The organism is Thioclava sp. 'Guangxiensis' (assembly GCF_045348365.1).
Taxonomy (GTDB): domain Bacteria; phylum Pseudomonadota; class Alphaproteobacteria; order Rhodobacterales; family Rhodobacteraceae; genus Thioclava; species Thioclava kandeliae.
The window spans coordinates 625,001-648,374 of the sequence record NZ_CP155823.1 but is presented as its reverse complement, the minus strand read 5'-3'; the positions used below and the strand labels follow the sequence as shown (position 1 = coordinate 648,374).

Below are 23,374 nucleotides of genomic sequence, written 5' to 3'. Positions count from 1 at the left end.
TGGTTACGCCCGTTTTTCTTCTCTTAAGGTTATACCGTCAGGTTTGTGGCCGATTGGTTTGCAGACGGGATGTATCAAGTGGCTTGGGTGAAAACATTGAAAGCGCGCCTTTACGGGATCGTGCTTTTGGCAGCATTGGCATTGTTCGGCACGTCCGAGCTTCTTTTGAAATTCTCGGTAGATAACGCGTATGACATGCGCGAGCAGCATTTGCGCGATGTGACGCAGACGGCGGTCAGCATCCTCGAGCGGTTGCAGGGGGATGTAACGGCGGGCAGGATGGACCTGTCCGAGGCGCAGGCGCTGGGGCGCGAGGAGCTGTCGAGGCTGCATTTTGCCGATAACGGGTATTTCTTCGGATTCGGCACCGATATGGTCTACCAGTTCCACCCCTATAAGCCCGAATGGATCGGCAAGAGCCAGGCGGGCTACACGGATGTGAAGGGCACCAAGGTGTTTGCCGAGATGGGACGGATCGCGCAGGCCGAGGGCGGAGGCAAGCTGATCTATTATTTCAATAATCCCGAGACCGGCGAGACGGAGGCGAAATTCGGCTATGTGACGCTGTTCCCCGACTGGAACTGGATTGTCGGCACCGGCTCCTATGTCTCCGATATCACGGCCTCTCTGGCGCATCTGCGTCTTCTTAGCCTTGTGACGATGGGCATCATGCTCGCGGCGCTGGCACTGGTTGCAGGCCTGATCGCGCGGGACATTGTCCGCCAGATCACCAATATCAAGGGCCGGATGGAGAGCATGGGCGCGGGTGATACCGAAACGCCGGTGCCCTATACCAATGGAAAATCCGAGATCGGGGCGATGGCGCGCGCCATCGAGGGGTTCCGCGTGGCGCTGATCGAGAAGGCCGAGCTGGACCGGCTGCAGGCCGATGCCGAGGTCGAGCGGTTCCGGGCCGAGGAAGAGGCGATGCACAAGCAGGCCGAGCTGCGCGAGATGCAGGTGGTGGCCGAGCGCGAGGCGCGTGAGAAGGAGGACCGTTTGCGCGAGGAGGCCGAGGCGACCCGTCAGGCGGCGGAAGACGAGCGCAAGCGCCAGATGGACGAGCAGGCGCGTGTGGTGCGCGAGCTGGGACAGGCGCTTTCGGGCATGTCGCGCGGCGATCTGACGGTTGTTTTGCGCGAGACCTTCCCCGACTCCTATGAAGGGCTGCGGCGCGATTTCAACGCGGCGATCGAGAATATGGCGCAGATGGCGGGGGCGATCCGCGCGAGCGCCTTCCGTCTCGAGGCCGAGACGATGCAGATCGATCAGGCCTCCTCCGAGCTGGGACGGCGCACCGAGACGCAGGCCGCCTCGCTTGAGGAGACGGCGGCGGCGATGAACCAGATGTCGTCCTCGGTGTCGAACGCGCTGGAGAATGCCCGGAATGCCTCGGCGGCAGTGGGCCGCACATTGCAGACGGCCAGTGACGGTCAGCATGTGGTGCAGGATACGGTCTCGGCGATGGCCGAGATCGAGAAAAGCTCGGAGCAGATCAACCGGATCACCAGCGTCATCGACGATATCGCCTTCCAGACCAATCTTCTGGCGCTGAATGCGGGGGTCGAGGCGGCGCGTGCGGGCGAGGCGGGGCGCGGCTTTGCCGTGGTTGCCTCCGAGGTGCGGGCGCTGGCGCAGCGCTCGTCGGAGGCGGCACGCGATATCTCGCAGCTTCTGTCGACCTCCGAGGTGCAGGTGCGCTCGGGTGTGGAGCAGACCAACCGCTCGTCGCAGGCGCTGAGCCAGATCGAGGCGCTGATCCGCGAGGTGGACGGGATGGTCCGTTCGATCGAGGCGGGCGCGTCGGAACAGGCGGCAGGTGTGGCCGAGATCACCAATGCGATCAACCAGCTCGATCAGGTGACCCAGCAGAATGCCGCGATGTTCGAGCAGAATTCGGCCGCGGTGCAGGCCATGTCGAGCGAGACGGTCGCGCTGAAGCAGGAAGTGTCGGTGTTCCGCCTGGAGGGCGACGACGAGGCGCCGGTGCGCCACGTCGCCTGAGCGTCTTTCCGTCCTCTCCAATCGCTACGAAAACGGGTCGCATTATTGCGGCCCGTTTGCTTATGTCGTCAGGCGCTGTCTTCGGGCAGGTCCAGCGCGCGGCGGCCGAGCCGGATGGAGCCATCGGTGATATCGGCGCGCAGGCTCGCCACCAGCGCCTGTGCGTCGCGGGCGCGCAGGGCGGCGAGCATCTCCTTGTGACGGTCGATCTTGTAATGGTCGGTGATGCCGCGCAGGACCTGCCGCTGGAATGGACCGAGCTGGAGCCAGAGGCTCTCGATCATCGGTTGCGCCGCCTGATCGGGATTGGCGCAATAGAGCAGGCGGTGGAATTCTTGGTTGAGGCGGGTGAGCCCGTCCAGATCCTGTGCCTGAAGGGCGGTGTCCATTTCGCGGTCAACGGCCTCCATCGCGTCGATCTGGCGGTCGGCGATATGGGGCAGGGCGCGCAGGGCGGCATGGGTTTCGAGCATGATGCGCAGCGCCACCAGCTCCTCGAACCGGCCCGCGGTCATCGGCGGGATCTGAAGGCGGCGATTGCCCAGCACATCGATGCCGCGCTCGGAGCTGAGCCGCCGGACCGCCTCGCGGATCGGGGTCGGGCTGAGGCCCATTTGAAGCGCCAGCCCGCGCAGGGTCAGCTGTGTGCCGGGCGCGATCAGGCCCAGCATCACCGCATGGCGCAAGCGGCGGTAACAGTTGTCCTGCACCGTGTCGCCGGTTTCCATTGGCAGGTCGGGGATCGATGTTTCTTTGGTCATAAGCAGTGCCATGAGTTGACAGACTCACATAATGCTATCACAATTGAGAAAATGCTATCACATTTTGCCGGAGCGATCATGAATAGCCGCGTCAAACACGAGCTTCAAAGCGAAACGGATGTCGAAACCGTCTTTGCCTGTATCTGCGACCTGAACGGGGTGATGCGGGGCAAGCGCCTGCCCATCGATCACGTCGATAAGGTCAAGAACGGATCCTTGCGGATGCCCCTATCGCTTCTGGGGATGGATATCTGGGGCGAGGATATCGAAGGGTCCGAGCTGGTGTTCGACACGGGCGATGCCGACGGGATCGGGGATTATACCGGCCGGCCTCTGAGCCTGATCAGCTGGACCTCGCGTCCTGCGGCCTTCGCGCAGTTGTGGATGGCCAACGAGGATGGCACGCCTTTCCTAGGTGATCCGCGTCGGGCGCTGGCTGGGGTCTGCGAGCGGTTCAGGGCGTTGGGGCTGACGCCGGTGGTGGCGACCGAGCTGGAATTCTATATCGTGGACCCCAGCGAGGCCACGCCGCAGCCGCCCTGTTCGCCGGTGACCGGCAAGCGGCTCGACAGTGACGGGGCGCTCTCGCTTGATGAGTTGCAGCATTTCGACGAGCTGCTCAACGAGATCTATGATGCCTGCCGTGCGCAGAACATTCCCGCCGATACCGCGATCTCGGAAAACGGGGCAGGGCAGTTTGAAATCAACATGATGCATGTCGATGACCCGCTGCGCGCCGCCGATGATGCAGTGCTGTTCAAGCGGCTGGTGCGCGGGATCACCCGCAAGCACGGGTTTGCGGCGACCTTCATGGCCAAGCCCTATGGCGACCGTGCCGGTTCGGGGATGCATGTGCATTTCTCGTTGATCGACAAGGATGGCAATAACGTTTTCGACAATGGCGGCGAGGAGGGCACACCGCTTCTGCGCCATGCCGTGGCGGGGCTGTTGCGCACCATGCAGGAAAACGCGCTGGTCTTCGCGCCGCATGAGAACTCGTTCCGCCGCCTGCTGCCGGGCAGCCATGCGCCCTCGTCGGTGGCATGGGGCTACGAGAACCGCACCGCCGCGATCCGTATTCCGGGCGGGCACCACAAGGCGCGGCGGATCGAGCACCGTGTGGCGGGGGCGGATGCCAACCCCTATCTGGTGCTGGCCTCCATCCTTGGCGGCGCGCTTCTGGGGATCGAGGGCGAATGGCAGCCGCCGGATCCCATCGAGGGCGATGCCTATTCGCTCGATCTCGACCACCTCTCGCTCGACTGGGCCTCGGCCATCGACGCCTTTGCGCGCGGACCGCATATCGAGCAGATCTACTCCAAACGTCTCAAGCGGATGTTCGTGCAATGCAAGCAGCAGGAGCTGCGCCGCTTCACCCGCCATGTGACCGATTTCGAATTCCACAGCTATCTGGAGGCAGTCTGATGTCTGTTTCTTATGCGGGCAATGGTGCCCATACCGGCAGTTATTATGCGGCCTCGGCCAATCCTGCGCCCCTGCGCCCCGCGCTCGAAGGCGCGCAGGAAGCCGATATCTGCGTGGTTGGCGCGGGGTTTTCGGGGCTTTCGACCGCGCTGCATCTGGCCGAGAAGGGCTATCAGGTCACCGTGGTCGAGGGCGCCCGCATCGGCTGGGGCGCGTCGGGGCGCAATGGCGGGCAGATCGTCAACGGGCTGAACGCGAGCCTGCAGAAGATCGGCAAATCCTATGGTCAGGACACCGCGCGGTTTGTGGCGGGGCTGGTGACCGAGGGCGGCAAGATCATCCGCGAGCGCGTCTCGACCTATGGCATCCAATGCGATCTGAAGGATGGCAACGTGTTTGCCGCTTTCAACGACATGCATATGCGCGAGCTGGAGGAAAAGAAACAGCTCTGGGAAAGCTACGGGCTCAATGATCAGCGGATGCTGACCAAATCCGAGATCCGCGAGCATGCCGCGACCGATCTTTATGTCGGTGGCATGATCGACCCGACGGGCGGGCATATGCATCCGCTGAACCTGTGTCTGGGCGAGGCTGCTGCCATCGAGGCCAATGGCGGCACGATTTACGAGATGTCGCCGGTGGTCTCGGTAGATACCAACGCGGCGCGTCCGGTGATCAGGACCGAAAAGGGGCAGATCACCTGCCGGATTCTGGTGCTCTGCGGCAATGCCTATTTGGGCCATGTGGTGCCCGATCTGGAAAACCGCGTGATGCCGGTGTCCACGCAGGTAATGGCGACAGAGCCCTTGGGCGAGGACCGTGCGCGGGCCTTGATGCCGGCCGATACCTGTATCGAGGATGTGCGCTACATCCTTGATTACTATCGGATGTCGGCCGATAACCGGCTGCTCTTCGGCGGGGGCACCGTCTATGGCGGAACCGACCCCAAGGATATCAAGGCCAAGCTCTGGGGCAATATGATGAAGGTCTTCCCGCAGCTGTCGGATGTGAAGATCGATTATGCGTGGTCGGGCAATTTCGCGCTCTCCTTCTCGCGCGTGCCGCAGATGGGGCGTCTGGGGAATGCGACCTATTACGCGCATGGCTATTCGGGCCATGGCGTGACCGGATCGCATACCTTCGGGCGCATTCTGGCCGAGGCGATCAATGGCGATGCAAGCCGCTTTGACGTGTTTGCCAAACTGCCTTGGATCCCGTTCCCCGGCGGGCGGACGTTCCGCGTGCCCTATTCGGTGCTGGGCTCGTGGTATTACGAGATCCGCGACCGTCTGGGTTGGTGACCTTGTTGGGCTTGCGTTTTGGCGCAGGCCCTGACTATCTGCGGCCAAGAGTTATTTCTGGAGGCCGCCCATGATCACCCATCTTGTCACCCATTCCGGCGGTTTCCATGCCGATGAGGTATTTTCCACCGTTATCCTGACGCTGCTTTTCCCGCAGGCCGAGCTGGTGCGCACCCGCGATGCGGGCTGGATCACCCCTGCCGAGGGTCGGGTGATCTATGATGTGGGCGGTGATTTTGATGCGGCCCGCAATATCTATGATCACCATCAGCGCGAGGCGCCCCTGCGCGAGGATGGCGCGCCGTTGAGTTCCTTCGGGCTCATCTGGGCGCAATTCGGGCGCGACTATCTGCGCGGGTTCGGGATTGCCGAAGAGCATCTGGACGAGGTGCATGCCAGCGTGGACCGCAGCTTCGTGATGCCGGTAGATCTGGTGGATAACGGCAAGCTGTCCGTCTCCGAGGCGGGGGCGCTGCAGGCGATGACCCTGCCGGGGCTGATCGAGACGCTGCGTCCGGTGTTTGACGACCGCGACCCCGAGGGCGAGATCAATGCCTTCTGGCAGGCTGTCGGTATTGCGCGGACCTTCCTCGAGGCGCGGGTCAACCGCTCGGCGGCGAAACTGCGCGCCGCTGGCATGGTGGCGGAGGCGATAGCAGCGGCCGGCGAAGGCCGGATCCTCGAACTGCCGATGGGCATGCCGTTCCGTCCGGCAGTGGTGAAGGCGGGCGCCGACCAGCTGTGGTTCGTGGTGACGCCGCGCGGGCCCGAGGACTGGACCCTGGGCACTATCCGCAAGTTCGATGAGGGGTTCGAGAACCGCGCCGATTTGCCGGCCGACTGGGCGGGGCTGAATGGTGCGGCGCTGGAGGAGGCCTCGGGTGTAAAGGGCGCGAAATTCTGCCATAACGGGCGGTTCATCGCGGCGGCCAGCTCGCGCGAGGCGGTGATGGAGATGGCGCGGCTGGCGGTCGAGGATGCGCTGGCCCGCGGGGTTGTGTGAGGGGCGCTGCCCCTCTTGGGGCCTGCGGCCCCAATTCACCCCGGGATATTTAGCGACGCTGGAAGCGGGATCTAGCGCAGGATCGGGGGCTTTGCCGGATCCATGCCGGGGCCTTTCCGGGGCTCGGGCTCTGCGGCGGGGGCCTCTTCGTGCTCGGGCAGATGCAGGACCAGCGCCTTGGCCAGGAGCCGCTGGGCGGCCTCGCTTTCTTCATCAAGGAAGGTGACATCCAGCTCGCCCGCGTCGAGGCCCGAGAAGGTCAGCGCCTCGCCCATGGCCTTTGCAATAGCGGGACGGGCGGATTCGGGGGTGCCGAGCAGGGCCAGGACATGGCCCTTATGGCCGTCCTCATAGGTGACGCCGCCCAGAAGCGCGTGGGTGGCCACGCCCATCAGCTGGTCGAATTTAGCCTCGAATGCCGGAAGCAGGAGCCCCAGGATCGCGGGGGGCAGGGCGGGGGCGTCGAAGCTGACCGGACGGCCGGTGGCCTGCGCGGGGCTATGGGTGAGGGTCTCGCTCAGCCAGTCGAGGGCTTCGGGCGGCAAGAGCATGGCCGAGTCGGCGACGCCCAGATTGATGCCGAGGCCGATCTCCTCGCCCACCAGATTTTGTGCGATTATCCGGCCCGGAAGGGCGGCATAGGGCATGGGGTTTGCGGAGAATTCGGCCATGCGCTCTTCGGTATCGAAGGCCAGCACGAAAGCCCCATCCTCGGTCTCGAAGACCTGAGGGCGGATATCCTGACCGTCGGCCTCTTCTTCCAGCAGCAAGAACAGTTCCGCATCGGCGAGCCGGTCATACACGGCCAAGCGCAGCGCATCATTTTCGGGCTGGGCGCTCATTGCGGCATGGGCGCGGTCATAGGGGGTCATGGCAGGTCCTTCATGCAGATGCAGCAGACGGTTTTGACGGAATCCCTATTGCGCAGGGCCGGATATGGCAAGCCCCGAAGCCTGTGGCGAGGCTTCGGGGCTCGGGATCTGCCATCGTGCTGGGCCGTCTCTAGCTCGAGACCTGTTCGCGCAGTACCGAGGCGGTGAGCGACAGCATCAGGTAGATGCCGGCAAAGATCAGGAAGGCCACCAGCGTATCCTCGAAAGCGCGCGGATAGGTGGGCGCATCCGGGGTGATCGGGCGCACCCCCATCTCCAGATAGCGGACCTGTTTGTTGGCCTCGAGACGGGCGGTCTCCATTTGCTGGGCGGCCTGTGCCAGAAGGCCCTGGCGGGTGGCCAGATCGGCCTCGGCGATGCGCAGATCCCCCGAGACGGCCGCGATGGAATTGGTGGTCGCGGTATTCTGGGTCAGCTGCTTGCGCAGGCTGGCAATCAGCGTCTCGAGGCGTCTGATATCGCCCTGCACACCTGCGACACGAGCCGCGTTGGGGCTCGGGTTGTCCTGAAGCTGGCCCAGTTCGAGCCGTTTCTGCTGGAGCTGGGTCTCGAAGGCGGAGACCTGGCTCATCACGAGGCTGCCTTCGGAGGCGGGGTCCAGAACCCCTTGTTTCTGCTGGAGCTCCAGCACTTTCTGCTGGGCGTCGCGGACCTTGGCCTCTGCGTCGTCATAGCTGTCGCGAGCTCCCTGCATCTGGTCGCCGCGCAGGCGCGAGGTCAGCTGGTCCACCTGTTCCTCGGCATAGGAGATCAGGGCCTTGGCAAAGCGCGTCGAGGTTTCGGGATCGGCGGCGATCACCTCCATCTTGATCACGCCTTCCGATGGATCATAGCCGATTTTCACGACCTTCTTGTAAAGCGCGTAGGCTTCTTTGTCGGTGGCGGGCGTGGGCAGCCGTTGCAGCGGATCGATGAAGGATTGCTGGAAGTGTTTCTTGAAACCTTCTTCCTCATCGAGCCGCTTCATCGCTTCCATCGATTGCAGGAAGCTCTGCACCGTCACACTATCCTGATTGGTGGCGAGTTGCGTGCCCGAGAAGAGGCTGCTCATGGAGCCTGCGGCCGAACTGTCGGCCTTCTGGATGACGAATTCGCTCTTGGTCGAATAGGTGGGCGTCGCCATGGCGAAATAGTAATAGGCCGCAATGAGCGTCGGCAGGAAAACGAAAAACGCCAGACGGGTCGCCAGCAGCATCAGCTTGCGCCGCCTGCGGCGGGCAATATCGCGCTGGATGGCGAGGATCTCGCTGGCGCGATGTTCTTCGGTCATTGCTTCGGCGGGCAAATGCGGGGCGGTCGCCACGGCCATCGTGCTGGTTCTGGCGAGGCTGCGTTTGCCCGCAACCGCCGGAAGGTTCTCCGGTTTGTCGGGTTTGACCAGCGACAGGATGTTGGAACGGTCGAGCGGATCGATGCCCTTTCGGCGCAGCAATAGCACCGCCTCGAAATCGGAGGTGGCCTCGATCCCGTGTTTCTGGGCCATGCGGCGGGCAAGGCGCAGCTGGCGGCCGGTCAGACTTTCGCGACGGATGGCCTCTATTTCCTCGTCGAGCGTCTTCTCGCCCTTGTCGAGAACCTGATCGGCATTGGCTTCGGCCTGCATGCGGGCGGCATCGGCGAATTTCATATCTCCGAAGCCATCATCATGCTGCTCGAAGATCGCCGCCGGATCGTCCGGATCTGGTGCGGGGCCTGTCTTTGGCGGCTGGCCCATCATGCCAAGGGCCGCATTGCGCCGAGGAGCGCTGTTCCGTGCGGTGTCGGCTCTGGCGGGATCGGTCTTTGTGGCGGGCGGCTCCGCAGGCGGGGCTTGGATCGCGGCGGGGGGGCGCTGTGTGGCAGTCACCGTCCCGGATACCGTGTCCGCTGCGGGCGCCTGTGCGGGGCTCTGGGCGGGCATGTTCCGTTCGGGCTCCTCCCGCAGTGGCGCGGAACGGGCCTTGGCGCCGCTCTGGATCTCGTGGCGGCGGATGCGGTATTTGGTGGTCCTAGGTTGTGTAGTCATACATCCGCTTCGCTTCTTCCAGAGTGTCGAACATATAGAGCTGGCCATCGCGCAGAACGGCCGCAGTCCGGCAGAATTTTTCCAATGTCTCGGCCTGATGCGAGACGACAATGACGGTGGAGTTCTGCAACCTGTCGCGCAGGATGGTGCCTGCCTTGCGGTTGAAGACCACATCGGTTGTGGAGGGCATGCCCTCGTCGATCAGATAGATGTCGAATTCGAGCGCGAGGAGCAGCGAGAAGGTGAAACGGGATTTCATCCCTGCGCTGAAGGTGCCGACGGGCATATCGAAATATTCGGCGATCCCGCAGAGCCAACGGCAGAAGGCTTCGACGTAATCGGGGTCCAGCCCGTAGAGTTGGGCGATGAAGCGCGCATTCTCGCGGGCGGTATGTTTGCCGACGACCCCGCCCATGAAGCCCAGCGGAAAGGATACACGGCAGCTGCGCCGGATCGCGCCCTCATCGGGTTTCTCGAGCCCTGCCATCATGTTGATGATGGTGGTCTTGCCGGTGCCGTTGGGGGCGAGGATGCCGAGCGAGTTGCCCAGCTCCACACGGAAGCTCGCGCGATCAAGGATGACCTTGCGCTGCTTGCCCGTCCAGAAGGACTTGCTGACATTTTCGAATTCGAGCATTTCCCTCCCACCCCTGGTTGTGACGCTCTGGGACGTCAGGCCCTGTCATACAACTAGCCTAACGTCGTTAACAAAGCTCCTATGATCACAATCGGGCAAGATTATGTCGGGTTAACCAGAAAATATGCGGCAAGACTTTGGCATTGTTTCTGTTTTGGGGATTATAGGGTGGTTTCTGGCAGTGCTTTTCGTAAGGGCGCGATTCGTTCGCGCTTAACGGTCGAGCCTGTCGCGCAGGCGGTAATAGTCGATTGCCAGCGTGCCATAGACGCGGTGCAGCCCGTAGAGAGGCATTCTCGTGACCGTCTTCTGCACCGGCATCGGCAGGGTGCGACCGGTCAGGAAATGCTCGGCAATCCGTTTGCCCAAGGCCGTCGAGAGCGCGACCCCGCGCCCGTTGAATCCAGTGGCGGCCAGAAGGCCGGTCTCGGGCGAAAAGATCCGCATCCGGTGATCGCGTGTCATGGCGACGGCGCCGAACCAGTAATGCTCCATCTCCAATCCCTTGCCATAGAGCCATTCGACCTCGCGCTGGATCATGGCAAATCGCGCGGGGCCCTGTGGATCGGCAAAATCCCCGCGCCCGCCCAGCATCAGCCGGTTCTGCGGCCCGATCCGGAAATAGGTGCCCACGCGGCGGTTTTCCGAGACGGGGGTGCGATGGGGCAGGATGCGGGTCAGTTCCTCGGCACTGAGCGGACGGGTCGCGATCTGGAAACTATTGGCGGGCAGGGTGGCGCGCATCAGATCGGGGTCCAGTTCGGGCGTGGTATAGCGGTTGGTGGCCGTCAGCACGCGGTCTGCGGTGACGGTGCTGCCATTGGGCAGGCTGGCCACCCAGTGGCCCTTGCGCGTGAGGCCGGTGACCGGCGAGCGGGCACAGATCTTCACCCCCGCAGCCAATGCGGCAGCGGTCAGCGCGCGCACCAGTTTCAGCGGATGGATCTGGCCTGCGCGGCGGTCGAGCCAGCCGCCCTTGAACCGCGTGCTACCGGTATAGGCGGCCATCTCGCCCGCATCGAGCCAGTCCACATCGGCGCCGCGCGCCTTCCATTCGGACATGCGCTGTCTGAGCGCGGGTATCAGCACATGTTTGTCACCGGTCTGGATCCAGCCCGTGCGCTCGGCATCGCAGTCGAGCCCGAGGCGCTCCACCAGATCGAAGAGAACCGTGGCCGTCGAGCCGGCAAATTCGGTGGTGTCCTCGCCAAAGAGGCGGTCGAGCGTGTCGGGGTCGTCCTTGAGCCCGGGGATGACCTGCCCCCCGTTGCGCCCCGAGCCGCCCTCGCCCGGCTCATGCGCCTCGAGCAGCACGACGGAGGTGCCGGCCTCGGCCAGATGCAGCGCGGTCGAGAGACCCTGGAAGCCTGCACCGATCACCAGCACATCCGTTTTCAGGCTCTCCTCCAGCTGCGGCAGGGCGGGGCCTGCGGGGCCTGTGGCATACCATAGCGAGGTCATGGACATGGGAGAGGGCCTTGTGATTGCTTTCCTGCCACATGCGCAGGCCCGTTTTGCGATGTCTAGGAGGAAGGGGCGGATTTGTTGGGGCCAGAGCTGTCCTGCCTAATTCGGCGGCAGGGCGCCACGAAAAACCCCGGCCAGTGGCCGGGGCAGTTCGGACAGCGATGCGGCCTGCCTCAGATCTTCTCGCGACCGATGGCGAAGATACAGGCCAGCGTGATCACGGCAGCGGCGGCCATGTAGTAGCCCACATAGGCCAGCCCGTAATTCGACTGCAGCCAGGTCGCGGCATAGGGGGCCAGCGAGGCACCCACGATACCGGCGAAGTTGAAGGTCACCGAGGAGCCGGTATAGCGCACACGGGTCGGGAAGGGCGCGGCCAGAGCCGTGCCGATCAGCCCGTAGGTCAGGCCCATCAGGATCATCGACAGCGTCACGAACAAGAGGATCGCTCCCTCATTGGCCACCATCAGCACGGGCACGAGGAAGGAGAAGGCGGCGATCAGCAGGGTCGTCACGATCAGCACCTCGCGGCGGCCGAACCGCTCGGCCAGCAGGCCCGCGCAGGGAATGGTCAGACCGAAGATCACCGCGCCCCAGAGCTGGATCACCAGCGCGTCGGTGAACGGGATCTCGAGCACCTTGACATTATAGGACAGCAGGTAAGCGGTGCCGATATAGAACAGCACGAAGGTCACCATAGCCACGAAGGTGCCCAGGAAGATCGAGAGTTTGTGTTTGGCAAACAGCTCGAATACCGGCACGGCCACGCGCTCGTTCTTCTCGATAGCCTTCTGGAAGGCAGGCGTTTCGGTGATCGACAGACGCACCCACAGGCCGATGACCACCAGCGCGATGGAGGCGATGAAGGGGATACGCCAGCCCCAGCTCAGCAGCTGCTCCTTGGGCATGAACTGCAAAAGCACCCAGAAGAGGCCCGAGGACAGGAAGAGCCCGACGGGTGCGCCCAGTTGCGGGAACATACCATACCAGTTCTTCTTGCCTTCCGGTGCGTTCTCGGTGGCCATCAGCACGGCACCGCCCCATTCGCCGCCCAGACCGAAGCCCTGACCGAACCGGCAGAGTGCCAGCAGGAGTGGCGCGACGACGCCGATCTGCGCATAGGTGGGCAGGAGACCGATAATGACGGTCGAGATGCCCATCGTCAGCAGCGCCGCGACCAGTGTGGCCTTGCGCCCGATACGGTCACCGAAATGGCCGAAGACGATGGCGCCCAGGGGACGCGCGAAGAAGGCGATGGAGAAGGTCGCGAAAGAGGCCAGAAGGGCGGTCATACCATCGCTGTTGGGGAAGAACAGCGTGGGGAAGACCAGCACGGCGGCGGTCGCATAGACGTAGAAGTCAAAGAATTCGATCGTGGTCCCGATCAGGCTGGCCAGCAACACCTTGCCCGCCGAGTTGGTGGCAGAGGTATTCGCGTCGGCGAAGCCATTGGCTGATGATATGTCCGACATTTTATTTCTTATTCCAGTGTTTATTGTTCGCAAAATTGCCAACTTGCGCGGCCTATCGCAATGAAAGCTTTGCTGTAACCCCTTTATTTGTGAGCATGTGCACATACATCCTGTCAGACACGCGCCTATAGCGGTGGCTGATAGGACCTGCGGAGCTGATCTGCCCTGCTCGAGTGGTCCGGTTTGAAAGTCAGTGTAGCGTGGGCCGAGCGTTGAAAGGCGCAGTCCTTTAGGTCTTGCCGGCCAAAACCTGAGAAGACCCTCGTAATATAATACGATGCGGTAGGATATACTGTCGTTGTTCCTCTCGGAGAGGTGCAGGTTTGTTGTTCATCATGTCGATGAGTTTATAAACCGCGTTTTCCCCGATCTGCTCGCGTGGTTGCGCGACTGTGGTCAGAGGCGGATTGGCAATCGCGGCATATCGAGTGTCATCAAAACCTGTTACGCAGATGTCGCGCGGGACGACCAGCCCTTGGGCGTGGATTTCCGCCATCGCAGCTAGCGCGATGTCATCGGTTGCGCAGATGATTGCCGTCGGTTTCTTCTGCGTGTGCAAAAGTGCAGTCGTAGCGCGACGTGCCTCTTCGATTGTTACGCCAGCGTCGGCGATCCAATCAGGCGACAATTCTATATTCGCCTCTTTCATGGCCAGCTTATAGCCGTTCTCGCGTTCCACAAGAGGCACTGTCGCTCCCGCAACCCCCAGAAATCCGATTTGGTAATGTCCTTGCCCGATCAAGTAGCGGGTCATTTCATGCGCAGCCGAACGGCCGTCGATCTGAAAACGCGGATAGCGGGCAAGTTCGGGGTCGGATGTTTCGCCGCAAACCACGATCGCATAGCTTGCGTCTCCGGCGTCACGCTCAGAATGACGGAAGGGCCAGGGGCTCCCGAGCACGACGATCCCATCCGCTTGGCGCGACGAGATGAAACTGCTTAGATCGTTGCTGCTCAACGGTGTTCCATCGTAGAGTTCCTCAATTCGTACCGTGTAGCCCTTGGACCGGGCGACACGTCCGATGCCGCTGATAACGTCGCCATAAAACGGATCGCCAATCCCGGATGTCAGGACTAGAATCACGCCTGTGCTACCGGTCCGGAAATTGCGGGCGAGAATATTGGGGGAATATCCTAATGTTTCTATGGCCGCCTGTATTTTGTCGCGTGTGGCGGGGCTCACACGCTCGGGTTCATGATTGAAACGCGACACGGTTCCATTTGAAACTCCAGCAAGTTTTGCCACATCGGCGATAGTCACAATGCCCTTTGGTCGGACCGCCGATACCATAATTCTTGCCTCCTGAAATCTAGCTTGAAAACTATATTGACTTTAAAAACGTGCAATGCAAACGTTTTAATAAGATTATAAAAGATCACTTATCCCGACAGGTAAAGACGAGTAAAATGCCTCTGAGCAGATCATATCACCCGACATGCAATGAAAACGTTTTCATAAACCATGGTCGAGTCTAATGGAGCAGGCATCGAACACCGGCAGATGGGGGCTGTGGATCTTTGTTCTCCTCAGCGCGCTCTTTTTTCTTCTTCCTCTTTATGTGATGGGTGTGACCTCGCTGAAGGATATGGCTGAGGTCCGCAATAGCTCTATCTTTGCGCTCCCCCAGCACCCGAGCTTCGCTGCATGGGATCAGGCATGGAATCACGCCTGTTCGGGGCTTCACTGCGAGGGGTTGCGTACTGGATTCTGGAACTCGGTCATTATTACGGTCCCGAGTGTCTTCTTTTCCGTGTTGCTAGGGGCAATTAATGGCTATGCGCTGGCATTCTGGCGTATCCGCGGAGCAGAAGTACTCTTCGCTATCATGCTGATCGGCGCCTTCATTCCCTACCAGCTGTTCATCTATCCTCTCGCCATGTCTTTTGCCTCATTGGGCCTCGGGAAATCGCTCTTCGGTGTTGTCTTGGTGCATGTGATCTTCGGCATGCCGGTGACGACCCTGATTTTCCGGAACTTCTATTCGGGAGTGCCGGATGTGCTGCTCGATGCCGCCAAGATCGACGGCGCTGGATTCTGGCAGATTTTCGGGCGCATCATTCTCCCCATGTCAGTGCCGATCCTCGTCGTGACGGTCATTCTGCAAGCGACGGGCATCTGGAACGATTATCTTTTCGGTCTCATCTTTGCCGGTCAGGGCAACCAGCCGATGACGGTCCAGCTGATTGGTCTCGTTAATACACGCATGGGTGAGCATCCCTATAACGTCCACATGGCCGCGACGATCCTGACGGCCCTCGTTCCCCTTGCAATCTATCTCTTGTCCGGCCGCTGGTTCGTCCGCGGCATCGCAGCCGGCGCCGTGAAAGGATAATCATGCTCGACGCTCAGACTACTTCTGTTTCGATCCGCGACTTGCGCGTGACCTATGGTACGATGCACGTACTCGACGGGCTTAATCTCGACATCGCCGAGGGCGAGTTTCTTGTGCTCCTTGGCTCTTCTGGCTGCGGGAAATCTACGCTGTTGAATGCGATAGCGGGGCTGAACACGGTAACCGCAGGCAAGATCATGATCTCCGGTCAGGATGTCACGCGCGCCGAGCCGAAAGATCGCGGTATCGGCATGGTCTTCCAGTCCTATGCGCTCTATCCGCGGATGACCGTCGCGCAGAATATGGGCTTCGGCTTAAAGATCCGTGGCATGGCCAAGGCAGAGATCGCCGAACGCGTGAACCACACTGCCAAATTCCTACAAATCGAACACCTCCTGAAACGTCGTCCCGCCGATCTGTCCGGCGGACAGCGTCAGAGGGTAGCCATCGGGCGTGCTCTAGTCCGTAAGGCGGATGTTTTCCTTTTTGATGAGCCGCTATCTAATCTCGACGCGCAACTGCGTGCAGATCTGCGCATCGAGATCAAGCGCCTTCACCAGTCGCTTGGCAATACGATGATCTATGTCACTCATGACCAGGTCGAGGCCATGACGCTTGCAGACCGCATCGCGGTGATGAAGGACGGCAAGATCCAGCAACTGGCACCTCCAGCCGAGGTCTATACCCGCCCTGCAAATCTCTTTGTTGCCGGGTTCCTCGGAACTCCCAAGATGAACTTTATTGAAGGCGAGATCTCCTCCGGACCGCAGGGACCTCATTTCACGACGGCTGGCATGAGTTTTGATCTTGATCGGATCTCGAGCGCGCCTCTCGCCTTTACCGGCCCCGCAACATTAGGCCTACGCCCCGAAGATTTCGTGCTCTGTCCAGAAGGCACCGCCGGATCATTAGAGGCAGAGGTCACATTGATCGAGCCACTTGGCTCGGAGACCATCATCTGGGCCACGACCGCCAACGGCACCCAGCTCTCGCTTCGTTTGGGCAGCGCACAAGGCCAACACTTGCCTGCTCTCGGCACACAGGTCTTCCTCCAGCCCGATCTGGTACGTGCCTCCCTCTTCGATACCCAATCAGGCCAGCGCCTGTAACCTACTTCCATCCGTCAGGAAAAATCATGACTTCTCCGCTTCTTTCGTTCCAGCTCTATACCGCCCGCGCGTCTGACTCACTCGACACCCAGCTTGCCGAACTGGCAGCTATGGGGATCACCAATGTCGAGCCTTTTGGCGAGCTTTATGCAGATCTGGACGGGCTGCATTCCATTCTAGCTCAGCACAACATGACAGCACTTAGCGGGCATTTCGACCTCGAGATGCTCGAAGCAGAACCTGCCCGTGCCATCGAGATCGCCCGTCGATTGGGGATGAAAACCATTATCGCGCCTTGGCTCGAGCCCGAAGACCGCCCGGTCGACCTGGCAGGGTGGCAAGCCCTTGCAGCGCGCCTTCTTGCGGTTGGCGACCAGATGCGCGCGGGAGGCTTTATCTTTGCATGGCATAACCACGAGTTCGAATTCGAGCCTTTGCCCTGTGGCACGATGCCGATCGAAGTCATCATGAACGAGGCAGGCTGCGCGCTGGAACTCGATGTTGCATGGGTCGTGCGCGCGGGGGGGGACCCGCTCATGTGGATCGAGCGTTATGCCGAGCGCATCATTGCCGTCCACGTCAAGGATATCGCGCCCGAAGGCCAGAACCTCGATCAGGATGGCTGGACCAATGTCGGCCAAGGCATCGTCGACTGGCCTGCTGTGTGGGCGATGCTTCCCAAAACTGGCGCACGTCTTGCAATTCTCGAACATGACGAACCGAAAGACTGGCTCGATTTCGCGACCCAAAGCTCTGCAGCCGTTCGCCAACTCGACGGAGTTGCAGTGTGAGAGAGAATACTAAACCTCTGCGCGTCGGGGTAATCGGATGTGGAAATATCTCCGATACCTATTTTACAAATGGACCGCTCTTGCAAGACATCGACTACATCGCCTGCGCAGACCTGCGCCCCGAGGCGGCGCGGTCCAAAGCTGCGGCATACGGCATCGAGGCGATGGAGGTCGACGCACTTCTGGCGCGTGATGACCTCGATGTCATTCTCAATCTGACCATACCTGCCGTGCATGCCGAGACCTCCTTGCGCATCCTCGATGCGGGCAAACATGTCTATACCGAAAAGCCTCTGGCGCTTAGCCTAGCCGAGGTCGATGCGATGGAGGCCGCAGCCGCTGCGCGTGGCCTGCGGATTGGTACTGCGCCGGACACGTTCCTCGGCCCCGCGCAGCAACAAGCGCGGGCTCTCGTTGATGCGGGTACAATCGGTGAGGTGGTCACCGGTCTTGCCACCGTCCTGTCGCATGGGATGGAAGACTGGCACCCTTCGCCAGACTTCTTCTACCGCAAAGGCGGTGGTCCTGTTCTCGACATGGGCCCCTATTACATTGCGTCACTCGTCAATATGCTCGGGCCGGTCACGCGGGTTCAGGCCAGTGGACGGATCGGCCGGCGCACACGTCTGGTCACGGCCGACGGCCCTCTCAAGGGGCAGAGCATTCCTGTCGAGACCTTCACCACGCTCAATGCCCTCCTGAGCTTCGAGAGCGGCGCCGAGATTACCTTCCTCGCAAGCTGGGATGTCGCAAATTCTGATCTACGCCCGATCGAGTTGCACGGCACCAAAGGCACGCTCCGGATTTGCGATCCCAATGATTTTGGCGGAATCATCGCGCAGGGCGATCTTGTAGGGGGCTTCACCGAGATAGATACATCGACCCGCGCTTTCGGGGCCAATAACCGTCTGTGGCTGGGCGAGTTTCCATTCTCCTGCTATCGCGGGCTAGGGCTTGCGGAAATGGCCCGCGCGATTTCTGAGGGACGCGCACATCGCTGTGATACCGAATTCGGACGGCATGTGCTTGAGGTTATGCTCGCCATCGAGACGGCAGCCATTGAAGGACGCTCCCTCTATATCAATAGCCGCCCCAAGCGGCCCGCAGCCTTTACACCCGAGGAGGCCATAACCTTCCGTGCAGCGCAATCCGTGGAGGTGCTCCCGTGACCCCACGCACGATGAAAGGACCGGGCCTGTTTTTGGCGCAGTTTATCGGCGCCGAGCCGCCGTTCGACAGCCTTACCGGTCTGGCGCAATGGGCGTCTGGCCTTGGATTCAAGGGCCTGCAGATCCCGACCGGAGATCCGGCAATCTTCGATCTGGCCCTTGCGGCCAGCTCGGACAGCTATTGCGATGATGTGAAAGGGCTGTTGTCGGATCATGGCTTGGAAATCACCGAGCTCTCGACCCATATTCAGGGCCAGCTTGTGGCAGTGCATCCTGCCTATGACACGCTTTATGATGGTTTTGCTCCTGCGGCAAAGCGTGGCAACCCCGCCGCACGGCAGGCATGGGCTGTCGAGAGCCTGATGCTGGCAGCACAGGCCAGCCGTCGGTTGGGACTAGACGCTCATGCGACATTTTCTGGTTCGTTGGCTTGGCCCTATCTCTATCCATGGCCGCAGCGTCCTGCGGGACTGATCGAGGAAGCCTTTGACGAACTCGCCTCGCGCTGGCGCCCGATCCTCGATGCGTTCGATGCTGCGGGAGTGGATCTGTGTTACGAGATCCATCCCGGAGAGGATCTTTTCGATGGTTATACGTTCGAGATGTTCCTCGACCGTGTGGGTGGGCATCAACGTGCCAAGATCCTTTACGACCCCTCCCATTTCGTCTTGCAGCAGCTTGATTATCTAGGGTTCATAGACCGCTATCACGAGCGTATCGGAATGTTCCACGTCAAGGATGCCGAGTTTGTACCGTCCGCCAGTCAGGGTGTCTATTCGGGCTATGCGCCTTGGGTCGAGAGAGCGGGCCGCTTCCGCTCGACCGGAGATGGTCAGGTCGACTTCAAAGCCGTCTTCTCGCGCCTTGCACAATATGGCTTCGACGGTTGGGCCGTGCTTGAATGGGAATGCGCCTTGAAACATCCCATGGATGGCGCCGCGGAAGGGGCGCGCTTTATCGCGGATCATATCATCCGCGTTACAGATCGCGCCTTTGATGACTTTGCGGCCGCAGGAACCGATGCCGCAGCCAACCGGCGACTATTGGGGCTTTCTTCATGAGCCGCCGGATCCGACTGGGTATGGTAGGGGGCGGCGCGGGCGGATTTATCGGTGGTGTCCATCGCATGGCCGCGCGCCTTGACCACCGCTTCGATCTCGTCGCAGGTGCGCTCTCATCGGACCCCGCCCGCGCGGCGGCCTCCGCCGTGGAATGTGGCATCGCTCCCGAACGCAGCTATAGCGATTATCGTGATATGGCCCGAAAGGAAGCTGCCCGTCCCGATGGTGTGGAGGTCGTGTCGATTGTTACGCCGAACCACCTGCATGTACCGGTAGCTTGCGCGTTTCTCGAAGCAGGTATCCATGTGATCTGCGACAAGCCCTTGGCCAGCACCTACGAAGATGCGCAAGCCCTATACGAGGTTCTGGAACGGGCGGGGCGCCTGTTTGTCCTGACCCATAACTATTCGGGCTATCCTATGGTGCGGCATGCACAGGAGCTGGTGACCCAGAATGCCTTAGGTCCGCTGCGCGTGGTTCAGGTTGAATATGCGCAGGACTGGCTTGCTCGCAATGTCGAGCGGCAGGGCGTGAAAGGTGCGGAATGGCGGACTGACGTGGCGCGCGCCGGTCTCGGCGGGGCGATCGGGGATATCGGCACGCATGCATACCATCTGATGCGGTTCGTGACGGGGCTGCGTCCCGAGAGCCTTCGTGCGGAGCTCAGTTCATTTGTGTCCGGACGAAGCCTCGATGATGACGCGCAGGTCATGTTGCGTTTCGAAGGTGGAGCGCGCGGGATGCTTTGGGCAAGTCAGGTCGCCAGTGGACATGCGAACGGGCTCCGGCTGAGGGTCTATGGTGAAAAGGCCGGCATCGAATGGCTACAGGAAGAGCCAGACCGTCTGTCCTTCAGACCGCTGGATGGGCCTGCCCAGACATTTATCCGCGGTGGGCACGGGATCGGCGAGGCCGCTACGGCGGCGACCCGCATACCGGGCGGCCATCCTGAAGGATATCTCGAGGCGTTCGCCACGCTCTATCGCGAGGCGGCAGACAAGATCCTTGCCTTCGAGACAGGAACGCCTTCTCCGGACCTTCCAGGCATCGTCGAAGGTCTTGAAGGCATGCGCTTTATTCTCGCGGCGGTCCAATCTGCCCAGAACGATGGCAGCAGAGTGCTCCTCCACTCGGCCGACGCATAAAAACCGGTCCGGCCATATGGCCGGATTGCCAAAATACCAAAATACATCAACAGGGAACAACATGATGAAAAAGAAGAACATGTCACGGTCACTTTCGGGGCTTACCTCCGGTATCGCGTTGAGCGCGTTCTGCCTTGTTACCCCCGCTCATGCCGATCCGGTCAAGGCACAGGTCATGCATTGGTGGACTAGCGGCTCCGAGGCGTCAGCATTGCAGGTGATGGTCAAAGATTTCAACGCCAATGGCGGTGAATGGGTCGATAACGCCGTGCCCGATTTCGAGAGTGCGCTCGCAGCGGCGACCAGTTCGATCATCGGCGGTAATCCTCCGGATGCTCTGCAGTTCAACGCAGGCACCCAATTTGCCGATCTTGCCCAGAAAGGCTATCTGACTGACCTGAGCAGCTATGCCGAAACCGGTCATTGGGACAAAGCTCTGCCGCCTGCGCTACTGAAAGCCGTGTCCTATGATGGCAAGGTCTATGCAATGCCGGTCGATAACCATGGCGAGAACTGGCTCTGGGTCAATAAAAAGGTCATGGCTGATGCGGGGGTGACGATGCCCGAGGATTGGTCCGGCTTCTTCCCGATGCTCGACACCCTCAAAGCCGCAGGTGTTACACCCATCGCGCATGGCGGTGAAGCGTGGCAAACGCTCGAGCTGTTCTATCAGGTCATGATGTTCCGTGGCGATCTCGACCTTTACAATGCGATCTTGGTCGATGGCGATACCGACAAGATCAACTCACCTGAATTCAAGGCTTTTGCCGAGGACTTCAAACGCCTCACCAATTATATCGACGCAGGATCGCCCGGCCGCAAATGGAATGACGCGACGGCCATGGTCATTCAGGGCAAGGCTGCGATGCAGTTCATGGGCGATTGGGCCAAGGGCGAGTTTACCGCAGCTGGCCTCGAGGCAGGGAAGGATTACGAGTGTCTTCTCGGCCTTGGTGGAAAAGACCACTTTGTCATCAGCAGCGATGTCTTCGTGCTGCCTGCTGCCAAGAGACAGGACAAGAAAGCCGTTGATGATTTGCTGGTCAAAACCATGATGTCCCCCGAGGTTCAGGTCGCATTTAACAAAGTGAAGGGTGGTATCCCGGCACGGCTCGACGCGGATGGAAGCTCGCTCGATGCTTGTGCCTCGAAAGGATATAAAGCCATGCAGGATCCGTCCATGCAGGTTGCAGGACCCGAGATCAGTGCGAGCGCTGACCGCGTCGGGGCCATTCAGGATGCCGTTTCGGAATATTGGAATACGCCTTCGATGAGCGCCGAGGACTTTGCGGCATCGCTCACCGATGCGATCGAAATGACGGCAGAATAAGGATAGTTCCATGGCGGCTCGAATGATAACCCCCATTTTTCGCCCAAGCAGGGCCGCCATGGCTCTTTGGCCCACCTGGATCATCGTGCTGGCCGCCTATGTCGGCACGATGATCTGGACCGTCGGCATTTCCTTCACACCGTCAAAACTCGTGCCAGAAATGGTCTTTGCGGGAGGCAAGCAATACGAGCGTCTCTTCCATGCCTCGCGCTGGATGAACTCGGTTGATAATATGCTGGTTTTTGGCGTGCTTTTCGTAGTCGCCAGTCTTGTTCTGGGCACATTGATGGCCATCGCACTGGACCGCAAGATTGCATTGGAAGGCACGATCCGGACCATCTATCTCTATCCCTATTCTTTATCTTTTATCGTTACAGGTGTCGTCTGGCGTTGGATGATGGATCCTACCCTTGGTATCCAGAAGACTCTGAACGACCTTGGCTGGACGTCTTTCCGCTTTGATTGGGTGGTTGATCCGGACAAGGCGATTTATGCGGTCGTGCTCGCAGCAGTTTGGCAATCGGCAGGGCTTGTTATGGCGCTTATGCTTGCGGGATTGCGTGGCGTGGATCCTGATTTGTGGAAAGCGATCAAAGTCGACGGGATTCCAATCTGGCGTGGTTGCGTTTCCATCGTGCTGCCCACACTCCGTCCCATTGTCGTTACGGCAGTTGTCCTTCTCGGCTTGGGTGTAGTGAAGTCCTTCGATCTGGTCGTGGCACTCACGAATGGTGGCCCGGGAATGGCGACCGATGTTCCTGCGAAATTTATCATGGACTTCCTGTTCCTGCGTTCGAACATCGCATTCGCGTCCGCAGCCGCCACTGTTATGCTCGTGACTGTCGCGATTGCCATCGCGCCATGGATATACGTTGTCTATATTCGGAAACGTTGAAAGAAGCTGTGCTGGGGCCTTGATGCTGTAACCGCCCCCGTCGGTATCTCTGGGCCATCGTGCGGCTGAAACGATCCATAAGGGGAGCGGATATGTCAGAACCTATGGTTGTGTCGCAAGAAATACGGCTTGGCTCGAAACGCCCCTCGCTTGGATATGCTTATCCTGCGAGCGCCGCGATGATCTGGAATGCGTAGGGCTCATCACGCTATCTGCCCTTTAGGGAGGATGTGCGCGGTCCCACGCCAGCGCAAGTGGCGGCGGCTGAGCAAAAGGCTTCGAACCCCATTATCGGGCGCGTAATGGGCATGATAATGCGGTGGTGGTGCTGAAGTGGTCCCCATTTCCCGGACAGTTTTTCGGCGGCGCTGAGGTTGCCTATAGGTCATGCTGCCGCCTTCCAATCGAGACCTTGATGGGCTTTTGGGGGGCATCGAGCGTCGAATGGGGGCTCTTGGTAATCTAGGAGATCATCCGCTTCCCAGTGCCGCTGCGAGCTGGGGTGCCTGTCTCAAACGCGTTCAGATAGACGCATTCGTAGTTCAGCGACCGCAGAAGCCGCGCGATCATCAC

19 protein-coding genes and 1 pseudogene (1 of these 20 only partly in view) are annotated in these 23,374 nt (G+C 60.6%); 12 read left to right on the top strand and 8 right to left on the bottom strand.

From position 1 onward, the window contains the following. Positions 1–87: 87 nt before the first annotated feature. Positions 88–2,004: a methyl-accepting chemotaxis protein gene (locus tag ABEB22_RS16425; RefSeq protein WP_349295444.1), complete on the top strand. Its 1,917-nt coding sequence runs from the start codon at positions 88–90 to the stop codon at positions 2,002–2,004. Positions 2,005–2,072: 68 nt separating this feature from the next. On the opposite strand, the gene ABEB22_RS16420 is transcribed toward ABEB22_RS16425, so the two are convergent. Continuing rightward, on the bottom strand, positions 2,073–2,765 hold the full coding sequence (locus ABEB22_RS16420) for a GntR family transcriptional regulator (RefSeq protein WP_339114788.1): 693 nt from the start codon (positions 2,763–2,765) through the stop codon (positions 2,073–2,075). A 78-nt stretch (positions 2,766–2,843) separates the two neighbouring features. On the opposite strand from ABEB22_RS16420, the gene ABEB22_RS16415 reads away from it, so the two are divergent. The 3 genes from ABEB22_RS16415 (at position 2,844) to ABEB22_RS16405 (ending at position 6,494) form a co-directional block, all read left to right on the top strand. Beyond that, on the top strand, positions 2,844–4,190 hold the full coding sequence (locus ABEB22_RS16415) for a glutamine synthetase family protein (RefSeq protein WP_349295443.1): 1,347 nt from the start codon (positions 2,844–2,846) through the stop codon (positions 4,188–4,190). After that, on the top strand, positions 4,190–5,491 hold the full coding sequence (locus ABEB22_RS16410) for an FAD-binding oxidoreductase (protein WP_339114790.1): 1,302 nt from the start codon (positions 4,190–4,192) through the stop codon (positions 5,489–5,491). The genes ABEB22_RS16415 and ABEB22_RS16410 overlap by 1 nt, the downstream gene beginning before the upstream one ends. Before the next feature lie 70 nt (positions 5,492–5,561). After that, positions 5,562–6,494 (top strand): MYG1 family protein, encoded by a 933-nt coding sequence (locus ABEB22_RS16405; protein ID WP_349295442.1) that lies wholly within the window; start codon positions 5,562–5,564, stop codon positions 6,492–6,494. 71 nt (positions 6,495–6,565) lie between these two features. Here ABEB22_RS16405 and ABEB22_RS16400 read toward each other — a convergent pair whose 3' ends face one another. The 6 genes from ABEB22_RS16400 to ABEB22_RS16375 form a co-directional block, all read right to left on the bottom strand. Continuing rightward, positions 6,566–7,366: an SseB family protein gene (locus ABEB22_RS16400; RefSeq protein ID WP_339114792.1), complete on the bottom strand. Its 801-nt coding sequence runs from the start codon at positions 7,364–7,366 to the stop codon at positions 6,566–6,568. A 130-nt stretch (positions 7,367–7,496) separates the two neighbouring features. Further along, on the bottom strand, positions 7,497–9,392 hold the full coding sequence (locus ABEB22_RS16395) for a capsule biosynthesis protein (protein ID WP_349295441.1): 1,896 nt from the start codon (positions 9,390–9,392) through the stop codon (positions 7,497–7,499). Then, a complete protein-coding gene (locus ABEB22_RS16390; protein WP_339114794.1) occupies positions 9,376–10,029 on the bottom strand; it encodes an ATP-binding cassette domain-containing protein in 654 nt (217 codons plus the stop codon). The genes ABEB22_RS16395 and ABEB22_RS16390 overlap by 17 nt, the downstream gene beginning before the upstream one ends. A 213-nt stretch (positions 10,030–10,242) precedes the next feature. After that, on the bottom strand, positions 10,243–11,496 hold the full coding sequence (locus ABEB22_RS16385; RefSeq protein ID WP_349295440.1) for an FAD-dependent oxidoreductase: 1,254 nt from the start codon (positions 11,494–11,496) through the stop codon (positions 10,243–10,245). 173 nt (positions 11,497–11,669) lie between these two features. After that, on the bottom strand, positions 11,670–12,968 hold the full coding sequence (locus ABEB22_RS16380) for an MFS transporter (protein ID WP_350938969.1): 1,299 nt from the start codon (positions 12,966–12,968) through the stop codon (positions 11,670–11,672). 229 nt (positions 12,969–13,197) lie between these two features. Continuing rightward, a complete protein-coding gene (locus tag ABEB22_RS16375) occupies positions 13,198–14,259 on the bottom strand; it encodes a LacI family DNA-binding transcriptional regulator (protein WP_339114796.1) in 1,062 nt (353 codons plus the stop codon). Between the two features lie 184 nt (positions 14,260–14,443). On the opposite strand from ABEB22_RS16375, the gene ABEB22_RS16370 reads away from it, so the two are divergent. The 8 genes from ABEB22_RS16370 to ABEB22_RS16335 all read left to right on the top strand — a co-directional run bounded on the left by ABEB22_RS16370 (position 14,444) and on the right by ABEB22_RS16335 (position 22,801). After that, the gene (locus ABEB22_RS16370) at positions 14,444–15,301 is read left to right on the top strand and encodes a carbohydrate ABC transporter permease (protein ID WP_349295439.1); all 858 of its coding nucleotides are present in this window, start codon (positions 14,444–14,446) and stop codon (positions 15,299–15,301) included. A 2-nt stretch (positions 15,302–15,303) separates the two neighbouring features. After that, positions 15,304–16,410: an ABC transporter ATP-binding protein gene (locus ABEB22_RS16365; RefSeq protein WP_349295438.1), complete on the top strand. Its 1,107-nt coding sequence runs from the start codon at positions 15,304–15,306 to the stop codon at positions 16,408–16,410. Between the two features lie 26 nt (positions 16,411–16,436). Next, positions 16,437–17,201 carry a sugar phosphate isomerase/epimerase gene (locus tag ABEB22_RS16360; RefSeq protein ID WP_349295437.1) on the top strand — a complete coding sequence of 255 codons (765 nt, stop codon included), beginning with the start codon at positions 16,437–16,439 and terminating at the stop codon, positions 17,199–17,201. Then, positions 17,198–18,370, top strand: a complete 1,173-nt coding sequence (locus ABEB22_RS16355; RefSeq protein ID WP_349295436.1) for a Gfo/Idh/MocA family oxidoreductase — start codon at positions 17,198–17,200, stop codon at positions 18,368–18,370. Before ABEB22_RS16360 ends, ABEB22_RS16355 begins: the two co-directional genes overlap by 4 nt. A gap of 11 nt (positions 18,371–18,381) precedes the next feature. After that, entirely contained in the window at positions 18,382–19,431 is a 1,050-nt protein-coding gene (locus tag ABEB22_RS16350) for a sugar phosphate isomerase/epimerase (protein ID WP_349295828.1), read from the top strand. Then, entirely contained in the window at positions 19,428–20,576 is a 1,149-nt protein-coding gene (locus tag ABEB22_RS16345; RefSeq protein WP_349295435.1) for a Gfo/Idh/MocA family oxidoreductase, read from the top strand. Before ABEB22_RS16350 ends, ABEB22_RS16345 begins: the two co-directional genes overlap by 4 nt. Positions 20,577–20,637: 61 nt before the next feature. Continuing rightward, entirely contained in the window at positions 20,638–21,906 is a 1,269-nt protein-coding gene (locus ABEB22_RS16340) for an ABC transporter substrate-binding protein (protein WP_339114802.1), read from the top strand. Between the two features lie 58 nt (positions 21,907–21,964). Continuing rightward, positions 21,965–22,801 carry a sugar ABC transporter permease gene (locus ABEB22_RS16335; RefSeq protein ID WP_349295434.1) on the top strand — a complete coding sequence of 279 codons (837 nt, stop codon included), beginning with the start codon at positions 21,965–21,967 and terminating at the stop codon, positions 22,799–22,801. A 486-nt stretch (positions 22,802–23,287) separates the two neighbouring features. On the opposite strand, the pseudogene ABEB22_RS16330 reads toward ABEB22_RS16335, so the two are convergent. Next, positions 23,288–23,374 (bottom strand): annotated as a pseudogene (locus ABEB22_RS16330) (IS3 family transposase); its annotated part runs 636 nt beyond the window's last position; the annotation flags it as partial.